This window comes from Cyclobacterium xiamenense (assembly GCF_009467825.1).
In the GTDB taxonomy this organism is placed as follows: Bacteria; Bacteroidota; Bacteroidia; order Cytophagales; family Cyclobacteriaceae; genus Cyclobacterium; species Cyclobacterium xiamenense.
In genome coordinates this window covers 148,627-169,126 of sequence record NZ_WIOK01000008.1, presented here as the reverse complement: position 1 = coordinate 169,126, position 20,500 = coordinate 148,627, and the positions used below count along the sequence as shown (strand labels likewise).

13 protein-coding genes and 4 tRNA genes are annotated in these 20,500 nt (G+C 49.1%); 7 read left to right on the top strand and 10 right to left on the bottom strand.

What is annotated here, in order from left to right; translation table 11 throughout:
• The 10 genes from rplA to GCU44_RS08230 all read right to left on the bottom strand — a co-directional run bounded on the left by rplA (position 1) and on the right by GCU44_RS08230 (position 6,692).
• Positions 1-699, bottom strand: a complete 699-nt coding sequence (gene rplA / locus GCU44_RS08275) for a 50S ribosomal protein L1 (protein ID WP_092174271.1) — start codon at positions 697-699, stop codon at positions 1-3.
• 10 nt (positions 700-709) lie between these two features.
• Positions 710-1,153: a 50S ribosomal protein L11 gene (gene rplK, locus GCU44_RS08270; protein ID WP_092174268.1), complete on the bottom strand. Its 444-nt coding sequence runs from the start codon at positions 1,151-1,153 to the stop codon at positions 710-712.
• Between the two features lie 3 nt (positions 1,154-1,156).
• Entirely contained in the window at positions 1,157-1,714 is a 558-nt protein-coding gene (gene nusG / locus GCU44_RS08265; protein WP_092174265.1) for a transcription termination/antitermination protein NusG, read from the bottom strand.
• Between the two features lie 18 nt (positions 1,715-1,732).
• Positions 1,733-1,921: a preprotein translocase subunit SecE gene (secE, locus tag GCU44_RS08260; protein ID WP_092174262.1), complete on the bottom strand. Its 189-nt coding sequence runs from the start codon at positions 1,919-1,921 to the stop codon at positions 1,733-1,735.
• 130 nt (positions 1,922-2,051) lie between these two features.
• Positions 2,052-2,122, bottom strand: a tRNA-Trp gene (locus GCU44_RS08255).
• 113 nt (positions 2,123-2,235) lie between these two features.
• Entirely contained in the window at positions 2,236-3,423 is a 1,188-nt protein-coding gene (gene tuf, locus GCU44_RS08250; protein ID WP_154855849.1) for an elongation factor Tu, read from the bottom strand.
• 59 nt (positions 3,424-3,482) lie between these two features.
• Positions 3,483-3,554 (bottom strand) — tRNA-Thr (locus tag GCU44_RS08245).
• A gap of 38 nt (positions 3,555-3,592) precedes the next feature.
• Positions 3,593-3,665: transfer RNA gene (locus GCU44_RS08240), tRNA-Gly, on the bottom strand.
• A 170-nt stretch (positions 3,666-3,835) separates the two neighbouring features.
• Positions 3,836-3,918 (bottom strand) — tRNA-Tyr (locus GCU44_RS08235).
• 158 nt (positions 3,919-4,076) lie between these two features.
• Positions 4,077-6,692: a M1 family metallopeptidase gene (locus GCU44_RS08230; protein WP_154855847.1), complete on the bottom strand. Its 2,616-nt coding sequence runs from the start codon at positions 6,690-6,692 to the stop codon at positions 4,077-4,079.
• A 602-nt stretch (positions 6,693-7,294) separates the two neighbouring features.
• On the opposite strand from GCU44_RS08230, the gene pyrH reads away from it, so the two are divergent.
• The 7 genes from pyrH to GCU44_RS08195 all read left to right on the top strand — a co-directional run bounded on the left by pyrH (position 7,295) and on the right by GCU44_RS08195 (position 20,498).
• Entirely contained in the window at positions 7,295-8,008 is a 714-nt protein-coding gene (gene pyrH, locus GCU44_RS08225) for a UMP kinase (RefSeq protein WP_092174253.1), read from the top strand.
• Between the two features lie 6 nt (positions 8,009-8,014).
• Complete coding sequence (gene frr / locus GCU44_RS08220; protein ID WP_154855845.1) at positions 8,015-8,575, top strand: ribosome recycling factor; 561 nt, start codon at positions 8,015-8,017, stop codon at positions 8,573-8,575.
• A gap of 577 nt (positions 8,576-9,152) precedes the next feature.
• The gene (locus GCU44_RS08215; RefSeq protein ID WP_154855843.1) at positions 9,153-12,329 is read left to right on the top strand and encodes a SusC/RagA family TonB-linked outer membrane protein; all 3,177 of its coding nucleotides are present in this window, start codon (positions 9,153-9,155) and stop codon (positions 12,327-12,329) included.
• A 20-nt stretch (positions 12,330-12,349) separates the two neighbouring features.
• On the top strand, positions 12,350-14,209 hold the full coding sequence (locus GCU44_RS08210) for a RagB/SusD family nutrient uptake outer membrane protein (RefSeq protein WP_092174244.1): 1,860 nt from the start codon (positions 12,350-12,352) through the stop codon (positions 14,207-14,209).
• A gap of 155 nt (positions 14,210-14,364) precedes the next feature.
• Positions 14,365-17,703 carry a VCBS repeat-containing protein gene (locus GCU44_RS08205; RefSeq protein ID WP_154855841.1) on the top strand — a complete coding sequence of 1,113 codons (3,339 nt, stop codon included), beginning with the start codon at positions 14,365-14,367 and terminating at the stop codon, positions 17,701-17,703.
• Between the two features lie 3 nt (positions 17,704-17,706).
• Positions 17,707-19,080, top strand: coding sequence for a vanadium-dependent haloperoxidase (locus tag GCU44_RS08200; protein ID WP_241684880.1), 1,374 nt, complete (start codon positions 17,707-17,709; stop codon positions 19,078-19,080).
• 32 nt (positions 19,081-19,112) lie between these two features.
• Entirely contained in the window at positions 19,113-20,498 is a 1,386-nt protein-coding gene (locus GCU44_RS08195; protein WP_241684879.1) for a vanadium-dependent haloperoxidase, read from the top strand.
• Positions 20,499-20,500 lie beyond the last annotated feature (2 nt).

Below are 20,500 nucleotides of genomic sequence, written 5' to 3'. Positions count from 1 at the left end.
TTATATACCTTGAATACTACTTTTATCGATGACGATACCCGGAGACATAGTGCTGGATAAATGAATACTCCTAAAATAAGTACCCTTTGCAGCAGATGGTTTCAATTTGGATATAGTCAGGATCAACTCCCGGGCGTTTTCCTGAATTTTTTCAGGAGTAAAGGAAACCTTTCCAACGCTTGCGTGAATGATACCAAATTTATCGACCTTGAAATCAATTTTACCAGCCTTCACTTCTTTAACCGCCTTCCCCACATCGAGGGTAACGGTACCGGACTTTGGATTTGGCATCAGTCCTCGCGGACCCAAAACCCTACCCAATCTACCTACTTTCGCCATTACATTTGGAGTGGTGATGATGACATCAATGTCGGTCCATCCCCCTTCAATCTTTGCAATGTACTCGTCTAAACCAACATAATCGGCTCCTGCCTCTTTGGCTTCTTCTTCTTTGTCAGGACTACAAAGCACCAATACCTTTAACTCCTTACCTGTTCCATGCGGCAGTGCTACCACGCCTCTAACCATTTGGTCAGCCTTTCGCGGGTCCACTCCCAACCGGATATCCAGATCTATGGAGGAATCAAACTTGGTGTTTGTAATTTCCTTAACTAACGACGAAGCCTCTGCCAGGGAATAGTGTTGGCTAGGGTCGTATTTAGAAAGAGCTTCTTTTTTCTTTTTTGTTAACTTAGCCATTTTTTACGAATTATTCCTCCCAAGGAGCTTTTCCTGAAACTGTGATTCCCATACTTCTAGCGGTACCGGCTACCATTCGCATGGCAGACTCTACCTGAAAAGCATTCAAATCGGGCATTTTCACTTCTGCAATTTCTTTCACCTGATCCCAGGACACTGCGCCTACCTTTTTCCTGTTGGGTTCAGCAGAACCACTCTTCAACTTTGCTGCCTCCAACAGCATGATCGCTGCGGGTGGCGTTTTTACCACAAAATCAAAGGACTTGTCCGAATAAATCGTCACAAGTACAGGAAGAACCTGGCCCATTTTATCCTGAGTTCTGGCGTTAAACTGCTTGCAGAACTCCATGATGTTCAACCCTTTTGAACCAAGGGCCGGACCAACTGGAGGAGATGGGTTTGCCTGGCCACCCTTCACTTGTAGTTTCAGATAACCAGAGATTTCTTTAGCCATTTCCTAATCTTGTTTTTCTACTTGTATAAAGTTTAACTCTACGGGAGTATTCCGACCGAATATCTTAACCATAACATTAAGCTTTTTCTTGTCTTCAAATACTTCCTCTATTACACCCGAGAATCCACTGAAAGGACCGTCCATTACCTTTACGGTCTCTCCAACTATAAATGGTGTATCCAGTTTTTCCGCAAACTCATCAATCTCCTCAACCCGACCTAAAATCCGGTTGATTTCTGACTGACGTAATGGCTCAGGGGTTTTGGAAGCCCCCCCTTGGTTTGACCCTAAAAAACCGATAACTCCCGGTATGCTCGTAATAACGTGATTGGCTTCTCCATGACTGAGGTCCGCATTGACCAAAACGTAGCCAGGAAAGAAATTTCGCTCCCGAACCCGCTTTTTGCCGTTACGCATCTCGTATACTTTCTCAGAAGGTATCAAAACTTCCGGAATGAATTCCTCGAGTTTCTGACGGGCAATTTCATTGTCAAGATAAGTCTTTGCCTTTTTTTCCTGACCCGCCACTACCCTGAGCACGTACCATTTGTGATCTGCCATCCCGTTTTTTAATTCTCTTTAGAATAAATCATAAAACCATGTCATGATGTTTTCGAAGGTCAGGTCAATTAGCCCAATGACCAAGGCGAAAATCAAGGAAGCCACCAACACCAATACAGCGCTGTTTTGAAGGGATGCGTACTTCGGCCAGGTGACCTTATTCTTCATCTCGTCAATTGACTCTACTACAAAATTTTTAACATTCATTCGTGTAAAATTGGTTAACAAAGAACCATTGTCGGCGCTCCATTTTTAGGAGCTGGTCCTTATTCAAAACATGTGTCCAAAAGCCCTGAAGTCAACCTCTGTCAACGATGGTTTTACTTACATTTTATTGCACGGGCGGAGAGATTCGAACTCCCATCAACGGTTTTGGAGACCGCTATTCTGCCATTGAACTACGCCCGTTTTTTTGCGAACTTCGAATAAGGAACGCAAAAGTAGTGATTAAAGGCCAAAGAAACAAATGCGATCCCGAGTAATTTCAGGATCGCATTCATACTATGATCAGCTAATCAAGCTTAGTCCAAAATTTCAGTTACCTGACCGGCACCTACCGTTCTACCACCTTCTCGGATGGCAAATCGAAGCCCCTTCTCAAGTGCTACCGGATTGATCAGTGTCACCTCGATGGTCACGTTGTCACCTGGCATCACCATCTCCACATTTTCGGGAAGCTTGATTTCACCTGTTACATCCGTGGTTCTCAAGTAGAACTGAGGCCGGTATTTGTTAAAGAAAGGTGTATGTCGTCCACCCTCTTCCTTCGAAAGAACGTAAACTTCTGCTTTGAAGTGAGCATGAGGCGTTACAGATCCAGGCTTACAAATAATCATACCTCGTTTGATCTGGCTCTTTTCGATACCTCTCAGCAACAAACCAACGTTGTCACCTGCTTCCCCACGGTCGAGGATCTTACGGAACATCTCCACACCAGTTACGGTAGACTTCAGTCCCTCGGCACCCATACCGATGATATCAACGCCTTCACCGGAATTGACAACACCACGCTCGATTCGACCCGTCGCTACAGTACCCCTACCGGTGATGGAGAACACATCTTCCACCGGCATTAGGAAATCCTTGTCAATCGCTCGTTCAGGAAGCGGAATGTGCTCGTCTACTGCGTTCATCAACTCCATTACGGTCTCTTCCCATTTGGCATCTCCATTCAGAGCACCCAGGGCAGACCCTGCAATTACCGGAATGTTATCTCCGTCAAATTCGTAGAAGGAAAGCAATTCCCGTACTTCCATCTCTACCAATTCAAGTAGCTCGGGATCATCCACCAAATCTACTTTGTTCATGAATACCACCAAAGCCGGCACCCCTACCTGACGTGCAAGCAGGATGTGTTCTCTGGTTTGAGGCATTGGACCATCAGTGGCGGCAACTACAAGAATTGCACCGTCCATCTGAGCAGCACCAGTAACCATGTTTTTAACGTAGTCTGCGTGACCGGGACAGTCAACGTGGGCGTAGTGCCTTAACTCCGTTTGATACTCTACGTGTGAGGTATTGATCGTAATACCCCTTTCCTTTTCTTCCGGCGCGTTGTCGATGGAAGCAAAGTCTCTTAATTCAGAAAGACCCTTTCTGGCCAATACAGTGGTAATGGCAGCAGTCAAAGTAGTCTTACCATGATCGACGTGACCAATCGTACCGATATTTACGTGTGGTTTGGAACGGTCAAAGGTTGCTTTTGCCATGCGTGAAAATCCTCTGTTTAGTTAAAGATTAAATTTTTTTAAATGATTGAAATGTTCAGAGCCAACGACGGGATTTGAACCCGTGACCTCTTCCTTACCAAGGAAGCACTCTACCCCTGAGCTACGTCGGCTTTTTACATCCAGTTTTATGCCCTATACTAAAGCATAGAGCGGGAGACGAGGCTCGAACCCGCGACCTGCAGCTTGGAAGGCTGCCGCTCTACCAACTGAGCTACTCCCGCTTATTTCGATAATTAAATAGTTCGCTGAACTACGTCCCCGCTTAGAGGCGTCCAAATTCCCTATTTTATTTTTAGAATCCAAAAATATCAAGCTATTATTAAGAAAACAATAACCCGAATCGCTCCCCTATTCCGAATTTACCCAATGAGCAAACGTGAACAAGCTTTCGTGGGGGAAACAGGATTCGAACCTGTGAAGACATAAGTCAACGGATTTACAGTCCGTCCCAGTTGGCCGCTTTGGTATTCCCCCAAAAAACAACAAATTTATTCGTTTCTATCCTCCACGGACCATCTTTGTTGTCGTAACGGATGGCAAAATTATACCCTTTTACTAAACATTCAAAATATTATAAAAAAAAATCTTCGGTTTTTTACGGAACCAAAAGTATCTTGTTCACCGTCAGTAATTTACTCCCCATTCAGATACGGTTCCAGGTAATATTCCTGGTAGCGGCGCACCATTTCATCCTCCTCTCCCGCAAACAAGGATTTGGCTTGTTTTAGCACGCTTTCTTCGTCGATAAATCCGAAGAGCGACTGGAATGCCGCCAATCTCACATAATTCTGCGGATGCTCCCGCCCCAAGGCTACCAGCCGTGCTATCGCTTCTGTTGCGTCCACATCCAACCGACTTGCAAAGTAATCCCCGTAATACCCTATAAAATAATAGAGTGACTCACCAGTAAGAAGCCGAAGCTTATCATGCATCCAGGCAGCCCCCTCCACCTCGGCACTCTCGGTAAGGTAATCCGCCAACGGGGCAATCATCCGTATGTTTTCCTCCTCCCGCAACCGCTCAAATAATTCTTTTTTACTGGCTGCCTCGCCTTCCAGGTCCATAAATGCCCTTAGCGCTGCTCCGGCCACCTGGTAGGATGAATCGTTGATTAGGCGATAAAACAGAGGCTGGAATTTTACGGGATCAACCCCTGCCAATACCTCCAGGGCTACGGACCTTACGGCATTGTTCGGATCGTTTTCTGCCAGATCCAAAATCGCATTTTCCAAGGAAAGCACTGGTTCCCAATCGGACTCGCTGCGAAGCATTCGGTGAAGGGCAAGCTCACGTACCACCCAAAACGAATCCGAAAGGGCCGATTGAAGCAAGGACCGCGTATCCTCCCCATTGCGCGCGTCTGAGGTAAGGCTATCCAACGCTTCTACCCTGGACAGGCCGGACTGGGCGTAGACAAATTGCTTTTCCAAAAGTTTCCTACCTCTATATTGCGCTTTTTCTGCCAATAGTACCTGCCGCTCGTCAAAGAGAATCAGATCCGTACCCGGGCCGTTTTCCAGTGCAAATTGCTGGTAGGCCCGATCCAGCACAAATTCTCTTTCGATGCGTTCGCCCTCCTTGTATAAGGTAACGGTGAACGGCACCTTGTAAAGGGGCGTTTTCTCTAAATCCTGATGCTGCTCAAGGGTTAGCAACACGTTGTCTTCCTCCGAATAATCCCAGTGTATCGCTAACTCGGGATGGCCGGGGGAAAGAAACCATTGATCAAAAAACCACTGCAAATCCATTCCGGATACCGCCTCAAAAGCCAACCGCAACTGGTGTACCTCCACACTACCCAGCGCATTCTCTATGAGGTACCGGTGCAAGCCCTGAAAAAAAGCCTCGTCGCCCAGATACCTTCTCAGCATGTGTAATACCCGCCCGCCTTTCGCGTAGGTGTGGCTGTCAAACAGGTCCTCACTGTCTTCGTACTGGTAACGAATCAGCGGCTCCTGTTTCTCCTCGGCCTCATCCAGGTATTGCTCCACGGCATTAAAATGGTGCATGTCCGCAGGATCAGTTCCCTCTTTGTGCGCTATCCACAGGTATTCGGAGTAGTCGGCAAAGGCCTCGTTTAGGGTAAGGTTGGCCCAGGACTCCGTCGTCACGTAATTGCCAAACCACTGATGAAACAACTCGTGTGCGATGATGTAATCCCATTCGCTATCCAGGGCTTCCCGCTCGTTGAGTTGCAATGCTTCCATGAATACCGACAAGGTGGTGTTTTCCATGGCCCCGGAGACAAAATCCCGAACCACTACCTGATCGTATTTTTGCCAGGGAAAGGGTAGGTCCAGGAGATCCGAAAAAAATCGCATCATCTCTCCGGTATGGGCAAATACTTTTTTGGCCCCCGCCTGGTATTTCGGCTCTACAAAATAACGTAGGGGAATTCCATCCACCGTACCTCCATCAACGGCCGCAAAATCACCAACTACTACCGCGGAAAGGTAGGGAGCATGGGGCATATCCATGCGCCAGTGATCCGTTCGGGTGCCGTCACCATGGGACAGGCTACCCAATAGTTTTCCATTGCTAAGGCTACGGTAGCCTTCCGGTACCCGAAGGTGAAAATCATGGGTTTGTCGCTCGTTGGGATGATCGATTGTTGGGTACCATTTGGAGGTAAATTCCGTTTCTCCCTGGGTCCAAATTTGAACCGGCTTATCCGAATCGGTCGAATCGGCATTTATAAAATAAAGGCCCTTAGTATCCGTAAATGCTGCACTACTTTCCGAGCTACCCTTTTCAGGAAAAGCGGTATAGCGAATCCCTACCTGAAGCGTGTCCCCCTTGCTAAACGTTCTAGGCAGCACCAGTGTCAGCGCTTGCTGATCGTAGGTAAAGGCAAGCGGGATTTGCTCCACCCCCTCCTGTAGGACGGCTTCGTGAACTTCAAAGTCCACCGCATCCACTACCAATGTATTCTGCTCATAAAAATAGGGAGTCACTGTCAGGAGCGCTTCCCCCATCACTGCTTTTTTGGCATAATCGAAAGCCAACCAAAGGTCCGTGTGTACCAGGTCAAAGGTACGGGTTGCACTGGCCTTGTAGCCCTGCAGGGCCTGCTCCTTTTCCCGGATCCGTTGCAGGTGTAGATTCGCTCGCTTTTCCGGGGCGGTTTCCGCCAGTACAGGTTCCGGCCGAGGCGCTTCTCCCTGCAGCGTTTGCGCGGCAGGTTTGCATGAAAGTAGGCAAAGCAGTACGCCCAGGTAGCAAAATAATTGGCTGTATGTTAAATGCATGAATAAATTTCGTTTCTGTGACCAAAAAACAGCAGCCCTTCTGCTGAGTGGAACTACCTGCCAAACAGCTACATCAGTAAGGCTGCACTTACGCGGCTTAAAATTAAGGAAAGGACCGAACTTTAACTAACTAAACCACTACTTATGGATTCGCAAAAATGAATGTAGGGAGAAACTTTCTGGCAGATGCCTGCGGGGTATCCTTCGGTGTTTCGATCAAACTACCCATGCAATCCCGACGGAAAAGCGATTCAGGACCGGTTCGCGGAAACAATGTGGTTGATTCCTATCGTGCTCCCCCGCCACAGATTTGATCTGTTTTAGCCCCATTCCAACCGTCCACCTCAAGAAGGGGGAGGACAGAAAAAAACGACCGCCCGACCCATTTTTAAGAATAAGATTTAGTATTCTAAAAACAAGGATTTATATTTGTCGGGCTATAAATCTAAAATACGTATGCCCGGTATCCAATTATAGTCAGGTCGGTCTACCACTCAAAATTATTCCAACATGAAATCGAGCATGACGTATCCGTCACACAGTGGGGTAATAATAAAGTATGCAAGATTCCATCTGACAGCTAAAAAACAAATTATAAACAGATGAAATACAAACGAATTCTCCTGAAGCTTAGCGGGGAAGCCCTAATGGGTGAAAACAGCTACGGCATTGACTCCAAACGTCTGCAGGAATACGCCACTCAGATAAAAAATGTACACGATATGGGCGTGGAAGTGGCGATCGTAATCGGTGGAGGGAATATTTTCAGGGGAGTTCAGGCTGGAAAAGTAGGAATTGACCGGGTTCAGGGCGACTACATGGGAATGCTTGCGACCCTAATTAACGCCATGGCCCTACAAAGTTCCCTGGAGCAAAACGGGATGTACACCCGGCTGATGTCAGGTATCAAGGTAGAAAGTGTCTGCGAGCCATTTATCCGCAGACGGGCAATCCGCCATTTGGAAAAAGGAAGGATCGTGATATTTGGGGCAGGTATCGGTAATCCCTATTTTACAACCGACTCGACAGCAAGTCTACGGGCGATTGAGATCGAAGCAGAGGTGGTTCTAAAAGGTACACGCGTGGACGGGGTATATTCCGCCGATCCAGAAAAGGACAAAAATGCCACCCGCTATGCCCGCATCACCTTTCAAGAGGTGTACGAAAAAAACCTGAATGTCATGGACATGACGGCGTTTACCCTGTGTCAGGAAAACAACCTGCCCATTATTGTTTTTGACATGAATAGGACCGATAATTTATTGCATCTGATACAGGGAGAGGAAGTAGGAACATTGATTACATCAAACCAATAAAGTCCAATGGAAGAGATCCAAATGTATTTAGAGGAAGCGAAATCGCTGATGGAAAAAGCTGTTCAGCACACGGCTGCCGAACTAGTCAAAATCAGGGCGGGTAAGGCGATGCCCAATTTTCTGGACGGAATACTGGTGGCCTATTACGGTACCCCTACTCCCATTCAGCAGGTAGCCTCCATTACCACTCCAGATGCCCGGACATTGGCCATCAAGCCCTGGGAGAAAACGCTTATTCCGGAGGTGGAAAAAGCCATCATCAACTCTGACTTAGGTCTGAATCCGCAAAATAATGGAGAGATGGTTATGCTCACCATCCCGCCGCTGACCGAGGAACGTAGAAAAAACCTGGTGAAGCAGGTTAAAAACGAGTGCGAAAACGGTAAAATTAGCATCCGAACCGTCCGTAAAGATACCAATGACGCGCTAAAAAAGCTACTGAAAGAGGGCGCTTCCGAGGACGAGGTAAAGCGCGCCGAAGACACCGTTCAAAAATTCACCGACACCTATACTTCCAAGATTGATGCGCATTTCGAAAAGAAAGAGGCGGAGATCATGAAGGTCTAACGCAACCACCGTACTTGGCAGGGGTCCAAAAAAATAAAGAACAGACAGCTAATAGCTGACTATTCTTTCCTGTATTAAACCTTACCAGGCAAAGATAACCATTTTTCCCCTGGATTAAAAACCTACTTTTTGCCGCTTTTTTCCCTGAATACGGTTTTTCCTTCGAAAAGCCTCGGGAAGGGGCTAGCAAACGCGCCTTTTTCCTCTCAATTTCGCGGCGAGTTCGGTGACCTGTCCTCCCTGCTACTTTCCGGTCGGGAAGCACCAGCTGAATAACTACCTCTTCAATCCCCCGAAATCTTCGGCAAATACCAATTGTTTCTACTTTTTTTTACAAGAAACCAAAAAACACCGACTTTACTAACTGTTAATTTTTTGGCCGATTTTTTAAAAAGTGATAACCGTTTGACAAACCTTATTGAAATAATTCATGGAAAAGACAATTCCATTGAAAACAAACCATTGGTCATTTTTGAGGGCTCGAAACGGGCTATTGCATAAGCCAAAAAATACCATCAAGTTTAAAGTGTTATTTTAACAATAACTTCAATCAATTATTAACCTATTTCTTTTACGTATGCAAAACTATTTACCTAAAACAAAACTGTTTTTGTTGGGTTTGGCATTGCTATTAGCAAGCAGCTTGACAGTACATGCGCAGTCCAGGGAGGTGACCGGTACGGTCTTATCCTCCGAGGACGATTTTCCCCTGCCGGGGGTTTCGGTATTGGTAAAGGGCACGACTCGTGGAGCAGTGACCGATATTGACGGTAACTACCGGGTAGCCTTACAATCCGGAGACGAAACGCTGGTCTTTTCTTTTGTTGGGTTTGACAGCCAGGAAGTGGTGGTCGGAAACCAGAGCACCATTGACATCACCCTTAGCCCCGACATGCAGTCGCTAAGCGAGGTGATCGTCGTGGGCTACGGTGAGCAGAAGAAAGAAACCATCACGGGCTCAGTGGCGACGGTTCAGGGCGCCGAATTGGTGAAATCACCTGCCATGAACCTGACCAACTCCATTGCCGGCCGAATGGCGGGGGTAATTGCCGTAAACCGCAGCGGCGAACCGGGTTATGATGGTTCGGGTATTCGAATTCGGGGATCAAACACCCTTGGAAACAACGATGCCCTGATCGTAATCGACGGTATACCAGCCAGAGCAGGTGGTATCGAGCGACTAAACCCCAACGATATCGAAACCATTTCGGTATTGAAAGATGCCTCTGCTGCCATTTATGGAGCCCGGGCAGCCAACGGGGTTATCCTGGTTACGACCAAACGAGGTAAAGAAGGCAAGCCTGAATTGACCTACCAGTTTAACCAGGGATTCGCTCAACCTACCGTTATTCCCGATCTGGCAGATGCTGCCCAGTATGGAGAGATGCTGAATGATCTTAGCGTGTACGAATTACCCGTAAACGAATGGCGGTCTGCTACCGATGCTTACCGATCTACAGGCAGCTACACCCGGCCCGACGGTCAGGTACGAACCGCTCCTTTTAGCCCTGAAGCATTGGCTTTGCACCGGGCAGGGACCGATCCCTGGAACTATCCCAACACCGACTGGTACGGAGAGACGCTTAAGACATGGTCTCCACAAGTACGCCACAACCTACAGTTAAACGGTGGTTCTGAAAACTTGCGGTACATGGCCTCTTTGGGCTACCAAAACCAGGATGCGTATTACAAGAATTCCGCTACCGGTTACAAGCAGTACGACATGCGGATCAACCTGGATGCAAAGATCAACGAATACGTGGATTTGCAGCTGGGCGTGCTAGCCCGTCAGGAATACCGCTTCTTCCCTACTCGGGGCGCAGGTGCCATTTTCCGTATGCAGATGCGAGGTAAGCCCCATGAGCCAGCTTTCTGGCCTGACGGCAGACCCGGACCAGATATCGAAAACGGTGAAAACCCCGTGGTAATCACCACCAATGCGACCGGATACGATCGGGATACGCGCAACTACTTCCAGACAAACGGAGCATTGAACATCAAGATCCCGGGAGTAGAAGGCTTGAAATTTCAAGGTACGGCCTCCGTGGATAACCTGAGCCGATTCATCAAACGATGGGAAACACCCTGGATATTGTACCAAAGAGGCAGCGGCTTTGAAGCGGATGGAGTTACGCCCGTATTGGTTCCCAGTGAGAGGGGACCTGCCGAACCTCGTCTACGGCAGACCAATATCAACCAGTTGAATATCTTGCTGGGAGGTGTTTTCAGTTACGAAAAGCAAATTGGTGATCACGGAATCAATGCGCTGGCCGGTGTGAACCAAGAGACCGTGGGAGGAGACAACTTCTTTGCCTACCGAAGGTTCTTTATTTCCCCCGCTATTGACCAAATGTTTGCCGGCGGTGATGCAGAAAAAGACAACGGCGGAGGAGCCTTTGAAAGAGCCCGTCTCAACTATTTCGGCCGGGTTGCCTACAACTATCAGGAAAAATACCTCTTTGAATTTTTGTGGCGATACGATGGATCCTACATTTTCCCTGAGCCTACCCGATTTGGTTTCTTCCCTGGTGTGATGGCCGGATGGGTTGTTTCCGAAGAAAGTTTCTGGAAAAACAACATCCCGGTGATGGACTTCTTCAAAATAAGAGGATCCTGGGGCCAAATGGGTAACGACCAGATCTTCTTTGGTGGATCCCTTCAGGAATACCAATTCTTATCCACTTACGGTTTCCGAAGCCAGATCTTGGAAAATACCGAAGCGAAAACCTTGTTTGAGACCCGCGTACCCAACACGGCAATTACCTGGGAAGTGGCCAACAACTCTAACCTTGGTGTGGAAGGACAATTGCTTCAGGGTAAAATCTTCTTCGAATTGGATTACTTTTACAACAAGCGAACCAATATCCTTTGGAGAAAGAATGCCTCTGTTCCACAATCTAGTGGACTTTCCTCCTTGCTTCCTGCGGAAAACATAGGTGAGGTAGAAAACCAGGGCTTTGACTTCAATATCGGATACCGTGGTCAGAAAGGCGATCTATCGTACAGCGTCAGTGCCAACGGTGGCTATGCCTACAACAAAATCCTATTCTGGGACGAGCCTCCGGGAGCACCTGACTGGCAACGATCCACCGGCAAGCCGATGAATACCCCTGCCCCGGTTTACCTGTATGACGGCGTATTCCCTAATCAGGCTGCGATCGATGCAGAGACCCTGGATTACACGGATATCACCAACCAATTGCGACCTGGTGACATGCGCTTTAAGGATTACGATGGAGACGGTGCCATTACCCCCCTTGACCGGGTTCGTTTGGACCGAAACAACATCCCCCGTTTCCAGGGAGGTGTCAACATGAATGCCAGTTTCCGAAACTGGGACATGTCTGTGCTGTTTCAGGGAGCTGCCGGAGCCATTGCCTTGGTTAGTTTGGGCGAATCCGGAAACATCGGTAATTACCTATTGGAGTTCTATGAAAACCGATGGACCATCGATAACGAAAGTGCCGAGTACCCACGAATTGCCAACCGTAGCGATCAGTACTATTCAAGTGGAAACGACTTCTGGTTCAGAAGTTCCGATTACATCCGTTTAAAGAACCTGGAGATAGGGTATACCGTACCTCAGCAGGTGGGCGAGCGATTTGGTATCAGCAACCTGCGCTTTTATGCCAACGGGCTAAACCTACTCACCTGGGATAAGCTGGATGTATACGACCCAGAATCCGATAGCGCCACCGGGCAATACTATCCACAAGCCAGGGTAATTAACGCGGGCTTATCCGTTACATTCTAAATCCATAAACTTTGAATATGATGAAAAATATAAAATATTTAGGGTTGGGTCTGGCGATTTCTTTGTTCACTACTTCTTGCGACGAAGAATTTCTGAATACACAACCGTTAGGAGAAGTTTCTGAATCTGCCGTTTGGCGGGATGCAGGGCTTGCAGAGGCCTTCGTTACCGATCTGTACAGTGGCCTGGCCCAAGGTGGATTCAATGAGCAAGCCTTGTCTTCACTGACAGACGAAGCCATCTTTACCCACCCGGGTAGAAATATCAACACCGTCACGGAAGCCCGTTCCAACCCGCAAAATCCAGGCTGGATCGATGCCACCCGGAACTGGCCAAACATGTACAACAGCTTGCGGGCAACCAATATAGCGATTGCAAACCTGAGCGACCCACAGTTTCCCAATACCGGAGGAATCGTGGATCGGCTTTTGGGAGAAGCCACGTTTATGCGCGCATACTTCCACCACCAGTTGCTTCGGAACTTCGGTGCTGTCCCCTTGGCTGACCGCCCCTTTACGCTGGAGGAAGAAACCTACGAACTCCCTCGAAACACCTTCCAGGAAGTCGTGGATTTCATCGTGGCGGATTTGGATCGTGCGGCGGATTTGCTGAGCGACCACAACCCCATCCGCGGACGTGCCAATGAGATTGCCGCGCTTGCCCTGAAGTCCAGGGTATTGATCTACGCCGCTTCTGACCTTCACGACATGCCTACGGCTTCTGCCAAATCGGACGTGATCGCAGGTTATCAGAACAAGGAGCTGATCGGATTCACCTCCGGTAGCCAAACCGAACGTTACCAGCGAGCCCTGGATGCTGCCAAAGCAGTTCTGGACAAAACCAGTGGTAACATGCTTGACCTGACTGCTCCCCTTCCCCACGAAGAGGCCATCCAAACCTACATGAACAACTCCCTCTCCAGAAACGGCGGGGAAGCCGAGATGATTTTTGGAAGGTACTTCCTCTCTCAAAAGCCGGAATGGGGTGGCCGCCACGGGCTTCATAACGGACCCAATGGCTACAACAACTGGGCCGGAAACACGCCCGTACAGCTATTGATCGATGACTACCAGATGATGGATGGCACGGAGTTTGACTGGGATAACGAAGAACACGCCAGCGCTCCCTACGAAGATCGGGAGGCCCGCTTCTACGCCACCTTCTTGTATGAAGGCGCTCCCTGGAAGCCTCGTTCTCCAGCCAATCAGGCCCGTGACCCACTTGGACAAATCCAAACCGGTACCTACGAAGTGGTAAATTCCCAAGGAGAAAAAGTAACCCATTTTGGTCTGGATACCCGAAACAGCCCTATAGAAGACTGGAACGGAAGCTACACCGGGTATTACCTGCGGAAATTTATCGAGCCGGATCCGAATTTCGTCGACCAGAACACCTGGCAGGAAATTCCCTGGCCGCATATCCGCTTCACCGAGGTGGTCTTTAATTACGTGGAAGCGAACATTGCGCTTGGCAACGACGAGGAAGCCAGAAACTGGCTGAACAAAATTCGTTTCCGTGCAGGCCTGCCAGCCATCGACGCGTCGGGTGAGGACCTCTTAAATGCCTTCATTAACGAAAAGCGCGTAGAAATGGTCCACGAGGAGCAACGGTATTACGATGCACGTCGTTGGATGATCGCACCGGAAACATTGGGAAGACAAGCCGATGGAATCAGCATCGTCGGAACCCTTAAGCCGGGCAAAGAGCTTTCCCTCTACCGCTATGATCCCGAATTCTATGATTATTCCTACGAAGTCATTGAAATTGACCCGGGAAAAGAAAACCGTCTCTGGTTGGATAAAATGTACTGGATGCCCATCAATTTTGATGAAATGCAGCGAAACGGCAACCTGATTCAGAATCCGGGTTACGAAAATTAATAGCTTTTGCTGCTCCCAAACGATAAAAGGCGATCTTCGGATCGCCTTTTTTTCTTTCGGCGCTTGCCCGTGATTTCCAGCGACCTATCCAGGGAACAAATTACCGGGAAGCTCCACAATTATTTCTATATTTGCAGGGAAATCGTTTCATTTCTATGTGCAATTACTTCCTTAGTAAAATACAGGTTTTGGCAGGCATCCTGCTTCTTTTATCCTGCCAGGTGGAAACCGAAAAAGCCCCTCAAACAAAGCAGTTTACCCATCTGCCTACGGAAAAAACCAGGGTGCTGTTCGAAAATACACTCACTGAAGGATTGAATACGAACATACTGATGTATGAGTATTTCTACAACGGAGGGGGAGTGGCCGTCGGTGACCTCAATGGAGACGGGCTGGACGATTTGTATTTTTCGGGAAACATGGTTGAAAACCAGCTTTACCTGAACAAAGGGAACCTGGAATTCGAAGATATTACGCAAACCGCAGGGGTCCAAACCCGCCCAGGCCCCTGGAAAACCGGGGTTAGCATGGCCGATGTAAATGGAGACGGCTGGCTGGACATTTATGTCTGTTACTCCGGAAGTCTGCCCCCGGAAAAGCGGAAAAACGAACTGTATATCAACCAGGGACCCAATTCGGACGGCATACCCGTCTTTGAGGAAATGGCTGCTGCTTACGGTATAGACAGCGAGGCCACCAGCACTCAGGCCAGCTTCTTTGACTACGACAACGACGGCGATCTGGATCTTTTCCTACTTAACCACAACCCAAAATCGCTTCCCGTACTGGACGAAGCCAGTACGGCCGACATCCTCAAAAATATGGACCCGGCAGGTCCCCAACTTTTTAGAAACGATGGGGATACCTTTACGGAAGTCACGGCCGAAGCGGGTATTTTGCGGGTGGCCCTTTCCTATGGCCTGGGTGCTGGTATTTCAGACCTGAACGGCGATGGATGGATGGACATCTACATCAGCAATGACTACACGGTGCCCGACTACCTCTATCTAAACAACGGAGACGGAACGTTTACCGATGCTATTGGCGAAGCACTTGGCCATACCTCCCATTTTTCCATGGGCAACGATATTGCCGACATCAATAACGACGGGTACCCCGATATTTTTACCCTGGACATGCTGCCGGAAGACAACAGACGCCAAAAACTACTCATGGCTCCGGACAATTACGAAAAATTTGAATACAACCTCAATGTGGGCTTTCATCACCAATACATGCGGAACATGCTCCACCTCAACCATGGAAACGGCTCGTTTAGCGAAGTGGGGCAGTTGGCAGGTGTATCCAATACCGATTGGAGCTGGGCTGCCTTGCTGGCAGATTTTGACAACGACGGGCACAAAGACCTGTACGTAACCAACGGATATTTTCGGGACTATACCAATCAGGATTTTTTGAAGTACATGGCCGACTACCTGAAAAACAACCAAAACGGTTTGCGGCGAGAAAACATCCTCAAACTGGTACAAAGCATGCCTTCCTCCAACCTGACCAATTACATTTTCAAAAACAAAGACGGCCTGTTTTTTCAAAAAAAATCGGAAGATTGGGGAGTCCATCAGCAGGCAAATAGCAACGGGGCAGCCTATGCCGACCTGGATAATGACGGCGATCTGGACCTGATCGTAAACAACATCAACCAACCGGCTTTTATCTACCGAAACAACGCGGATTCGTTGCAAAGCGATCAGCACTTCCTGCGCATAAAGCTACAGGGAAAGCCGGGAAATAACCTGGGCATCGGTGCAAAAGTCAGCCTTTATTACCAGGATCAACTCCAGGTGATCGAACAAATGCCAAGTCGCGGGTACCAGTCGAGCGTATCGCCTACCCTTCATTTTGGATTGGGCAACGTGGGTAAAATTGATTCCCTCTGGGTTACCTGGCCCGGAGGGCTTTCTGAAAAGCTAACCGATGTTTCAAGTAATCAGACACTGACGCTTGTACAAGAAAATGCCACGAAAAAAAGACCTGCGACGAAGATACCTCCTACGCTCTTTGCGGAGGTTTCACCGGCGATTGATCATCGATCTCCCACAAACACCATTAATGATTTTAAACGGCAACCTCTAATGGTGAATCCTTTGTCGTTTTCTGGCCCTGTGCTGTGCAGCGGCGACGTTACAGGAGATGGCAAACTGGACCTGTATATCGGCGGTGAAAGCGGACAGGCAGGGAAACTCTACATTCAGCAAGCGGACGGTAGCTTTCGCCTGCAAAATGCAAACGCTTTTGAGGTAGACAAAGCATTTCAGGATACGGACGCCCTCATGGCGGACTTTACCGGGGATGGATGGCCTGACTTGTATGTAGCAAGCGGCGGTTACGGCTCGCTCATGCCCCAGGATCCCTTGCTCCAAGACCGGTTGTACGTAAACGACGGTACCGGCACATTCTCCCGCGCACCGGATTTACTCCCGGAAATGCACAGCAGCACCGGGGCTGTTGCCGCCCAGGATCTCAATGGGGACGGTCTGCCCGACCTTTTTGTTGGGAGCAGGGTGATTCCAGGCAGGTATCCGGAAATCCCCCCAAGCTACCTGCTCATCAACCAAGGCGGAGGAAGGATGGTGGATGAGACCGAGGACTGGTATCCGGAATTCTCCAGACTTGGACTGGTAACCGATGCAAGTTGGGCGGACCTTAACGGTGATGGGAAGGCGGAGTTGATTGTTGTGGGAGAATGGATGCCCGTATCGATTTTCGAACAGACCGGAGAAACCCTACAGCCCTCCACCGGTACATTCTTTGACGAACCGCAATCGGGTTGGTGGAATACCCTGCACGTATCCGATGTAAATGGGGATGGCCTTCCAGACCTACTCGTGGGCAATCAAGGGCTGAACAGCCAGGCAACAGCCAGCAAAGAAGCGCCCGCGGAAATGTATTTCAAGGATTTTGATGACAACGGCGCTATCGATCCAATTCTGAGCTTATACATAGAAGGCGAACCCTACCCCTACCTGACCCGGGACGAGTTGCTGGATCAGATCTCCAGTATGCGAACGCGTTTCACGGATTACGCCAGCTACGCCGATGCAAAACTGGAAAACATTTTTTCCAAATCGGAATTGGAAGACGCCGGCTACCTAAAAGCAACCTCTTTGGAAACCAGCTTGTTTATCAATCAGAAAGATGGGGGGTTTAGCCAAGCTTCCTTGCCTGCGGAAGCCCAGTTTTCGCCCGTTTTTTCGGTCATCGGCGAAGATCTAAACGGGGACGGTCACCTGGATTTTATCCTGGGCGGGAACATTGAACGGGCCAGATTGCGTTTTGGTAAATACGATGCAAATTACGGCACGGTACTGCTGGGAGATGGGCAGGGAAACTTTTCCTACCTGCCCCAAAGAAACTCCGGATTGGACATCAAAGGGGATGTACGCAGCATGCAATTGCTGAACGGTGTCCTTTATGTAGGCATCAACCGGGAACGCCTCGTCGCCTATCGGCTACAGAACCAGGAAAACTATTAATGCATGAAATCAACAGGGACACCTCTACTAAACCTTTTCCGTCAAGCAGGGAAGCTCCTTGGCTGGACACTCGCTGTACTCCTGGTTTCTTGCCAGTCTGCCGTAGAAAAAAACCCGGTACCCGCCAAAAGCATCGGGTGGGTGACGGAAAAAATGACAGACCTCATGGTCCACGACATTACCAATCCTCCCCTTGCGGCACGATTTTACGCCTATGCCTGCCTCTCCGGATACGAGGTAATTGCGTCTGGCAGTGAGACCCATCCCTCTCTTTCCGGGCTGGTAAACGGACTGGATTCACTATCCCGGCCGGAAGGAGATAGTCCTTCTGTTCCCATGAGCGCCATTTTTGCCATGGTACACACGGCAGCTGCATTGCAACCTTCCGGCTCGCAACTAAGCGCCTTTGAGGCAACTTTTGCCGACTCCTGCAGGAGTTGGGGGTACGATTCACAGGAAATCGCTCAGGCAAAGGAATATGGAGAACAAATTAGTCAACAGATTTTGGATTATGCCAAGGCTGATAGATACCGGGAAATTAGCAATTATCCCCGGTACCAACCCAGTACAGGGGAAGGGAAATGGTACCCTACTCCTCCCGGTTACTTTCCTCCGGTAGAGCCGTATTTCAACACGATCCGTCCCTTTTTGATTGAAAGCGCCGATCAATTTAAGCCGGATCCCCCCGTTCCGTTTTCCGAGGATCCCGATTCAGAATTTTATACCTTGATGAAAGAGGTATACGAACTCGATTTAGACCGGGAAAAGCGGGAAATTGCTGCGTTCTGGGATTGCAATCCTTTTGCGCTGGAAGAGACCGGACACCTGATGGTGGGCATCAAGCAGATATCCCCAGGTGGCCATTGGATGGGTATCGCAGACATCGCTTGCCAAAAGGCGGGGTTGCCTTTTGACGAATCCATGGAAATAAACACCTTCGTCGCCCTTGGTTTGATGGATGGGTTTATCAGTTGTTGGGATGAAAAGTATCGAAGCGACCGCATCCGACCCGAGACGGCCATCCGGAAACTCCTGAATCCGACGTACCAGCCCTTGCTGCAAACGCCTCCGTTTCCAGAATACCTGAGCGGGCATTCCACGATTTCAACCAGCTCGGCGGTGATTCTAACCCATTTCTTCGGAGATGCATTTTCTTACGTGGATACCGTAGAGGAAAAATATGGATTGGGAACCCGGGAATTCAGTTCGTTTCTCCAGGCATCGGAGGAAGCCAGTATTTCCCGATTGTATGGAGGCATTCATTTCATGGATGCCATCACCCGGGGACAGGACCAGGGAAGAAAGGTGGGCCAATGGATCCTACAGAAACGCGAAGCACACCTGGGACAGCGACAGGCCTTGCAAATAAACGAGTAAATTCATTTTCTTAACCGGCTAGTTCAGAAGACATGATCGCACGAGTAAAACGAAATCAAAACGGATTGTGGGTAAGCCTATTTGCAAGCATGCTTACCTGGATGGCCTGCACACCGGATGAATCCTACAAAGAAATCCTCCAAGAGAGTTTCTTTTTGGTAGATGCCAACGAGCAGTTAACGGAGGTCATGGTGCACGATATATTTTCCCCGCCCGTGGCAAGCCGTATTTACACCTACCCGGCCATTGCTGCGTATGAGGTGGCGGTATTGGCCGAGCCGGATACCTATGTATCCTTAATGGGCCAGTTGAATGGGTCCGAGCCGCTAGACATTTCAGTGGATACGGATGGACAACCAATCAATTACCAGATGGCGGCACTAACTGCCTATTACCGGGTCGCCTCCAAACTGGTGTTTTCCGAACAGGACATAATAGACCGGCGGGATGCGCTGTTTCAAAGGGTAAAAGATGCGGGAATGCCTGCCGCTGAATTTGCCCGTGCGGTTGACTTGGGTGAATCCGTAGCGGAGCAAATCCTGGCCTATGCCGCGCAGGACAACTACCATGAGAGCAGGTCCTTTGAAAAATACACCATTCGCGACGACCTGGGTAGTTGGCGGCCAACACCTCCCGCCTACATGGAAGGAATTGAGCCGCATTGGAACAAGATCCGGACGTTTTTTTTGGATTCGGCAAATCAGTTTGTCCCGGAGCCCCCGCCGCCGTTCGACACACTTCCCGAAAGCCGGTTTTTTCAGGATGCGAAAGAGGTCATGGATGCGGGCAACCAGCTGAACGACTTCCAGGAAGAAATCGCCTATTTCTGGGATTGTAATCCCTATAAAATGAACGTCAAAGGGCACGTGATGTATGCGGAAAAGAAAATTACACCTGGGGGCCACTGGATGGGCATCACGGGGATCGCATCCAAAGCAAAAAATCTGAATTGGCGGCAAACCGCTGAAGCCATGGCCGTCGCATCCATCTACCTGTTTGATGCCTTTATTTCCTGCTGGGATGAAAAATACCGAAGCGTGCTGATTCGACCGGAGACGTATATCAACCGGTACATGGATGAGGAATGGACGCCGCTGCTTCAAACGCCCCCCTTTCCGGAATATACCAGTGGGCATAGCGTGATTTCCACAGCAGCTTCACAAGCCCTTACGGGATTGTTGGGAGAGCCTTTTTATTTTCTGGATTCAACCGAGGTAAAATACGGATTGGGCACCCGGGAATTTAATTCATTTCGGGAAGCTGCGGAGGAGGCGGCAATCAGTCGCTTTTACGGGGGCATCCACTACCTGCCCGCTATCACCAACGGGGTGGACCAGGGAAGAGCCGTTGCCTCCTGGATCGAAGGGCGGATTCGTACCCGGAAAATCTCCTTGGCAGAAACGGCCACTCGCCCATAAGG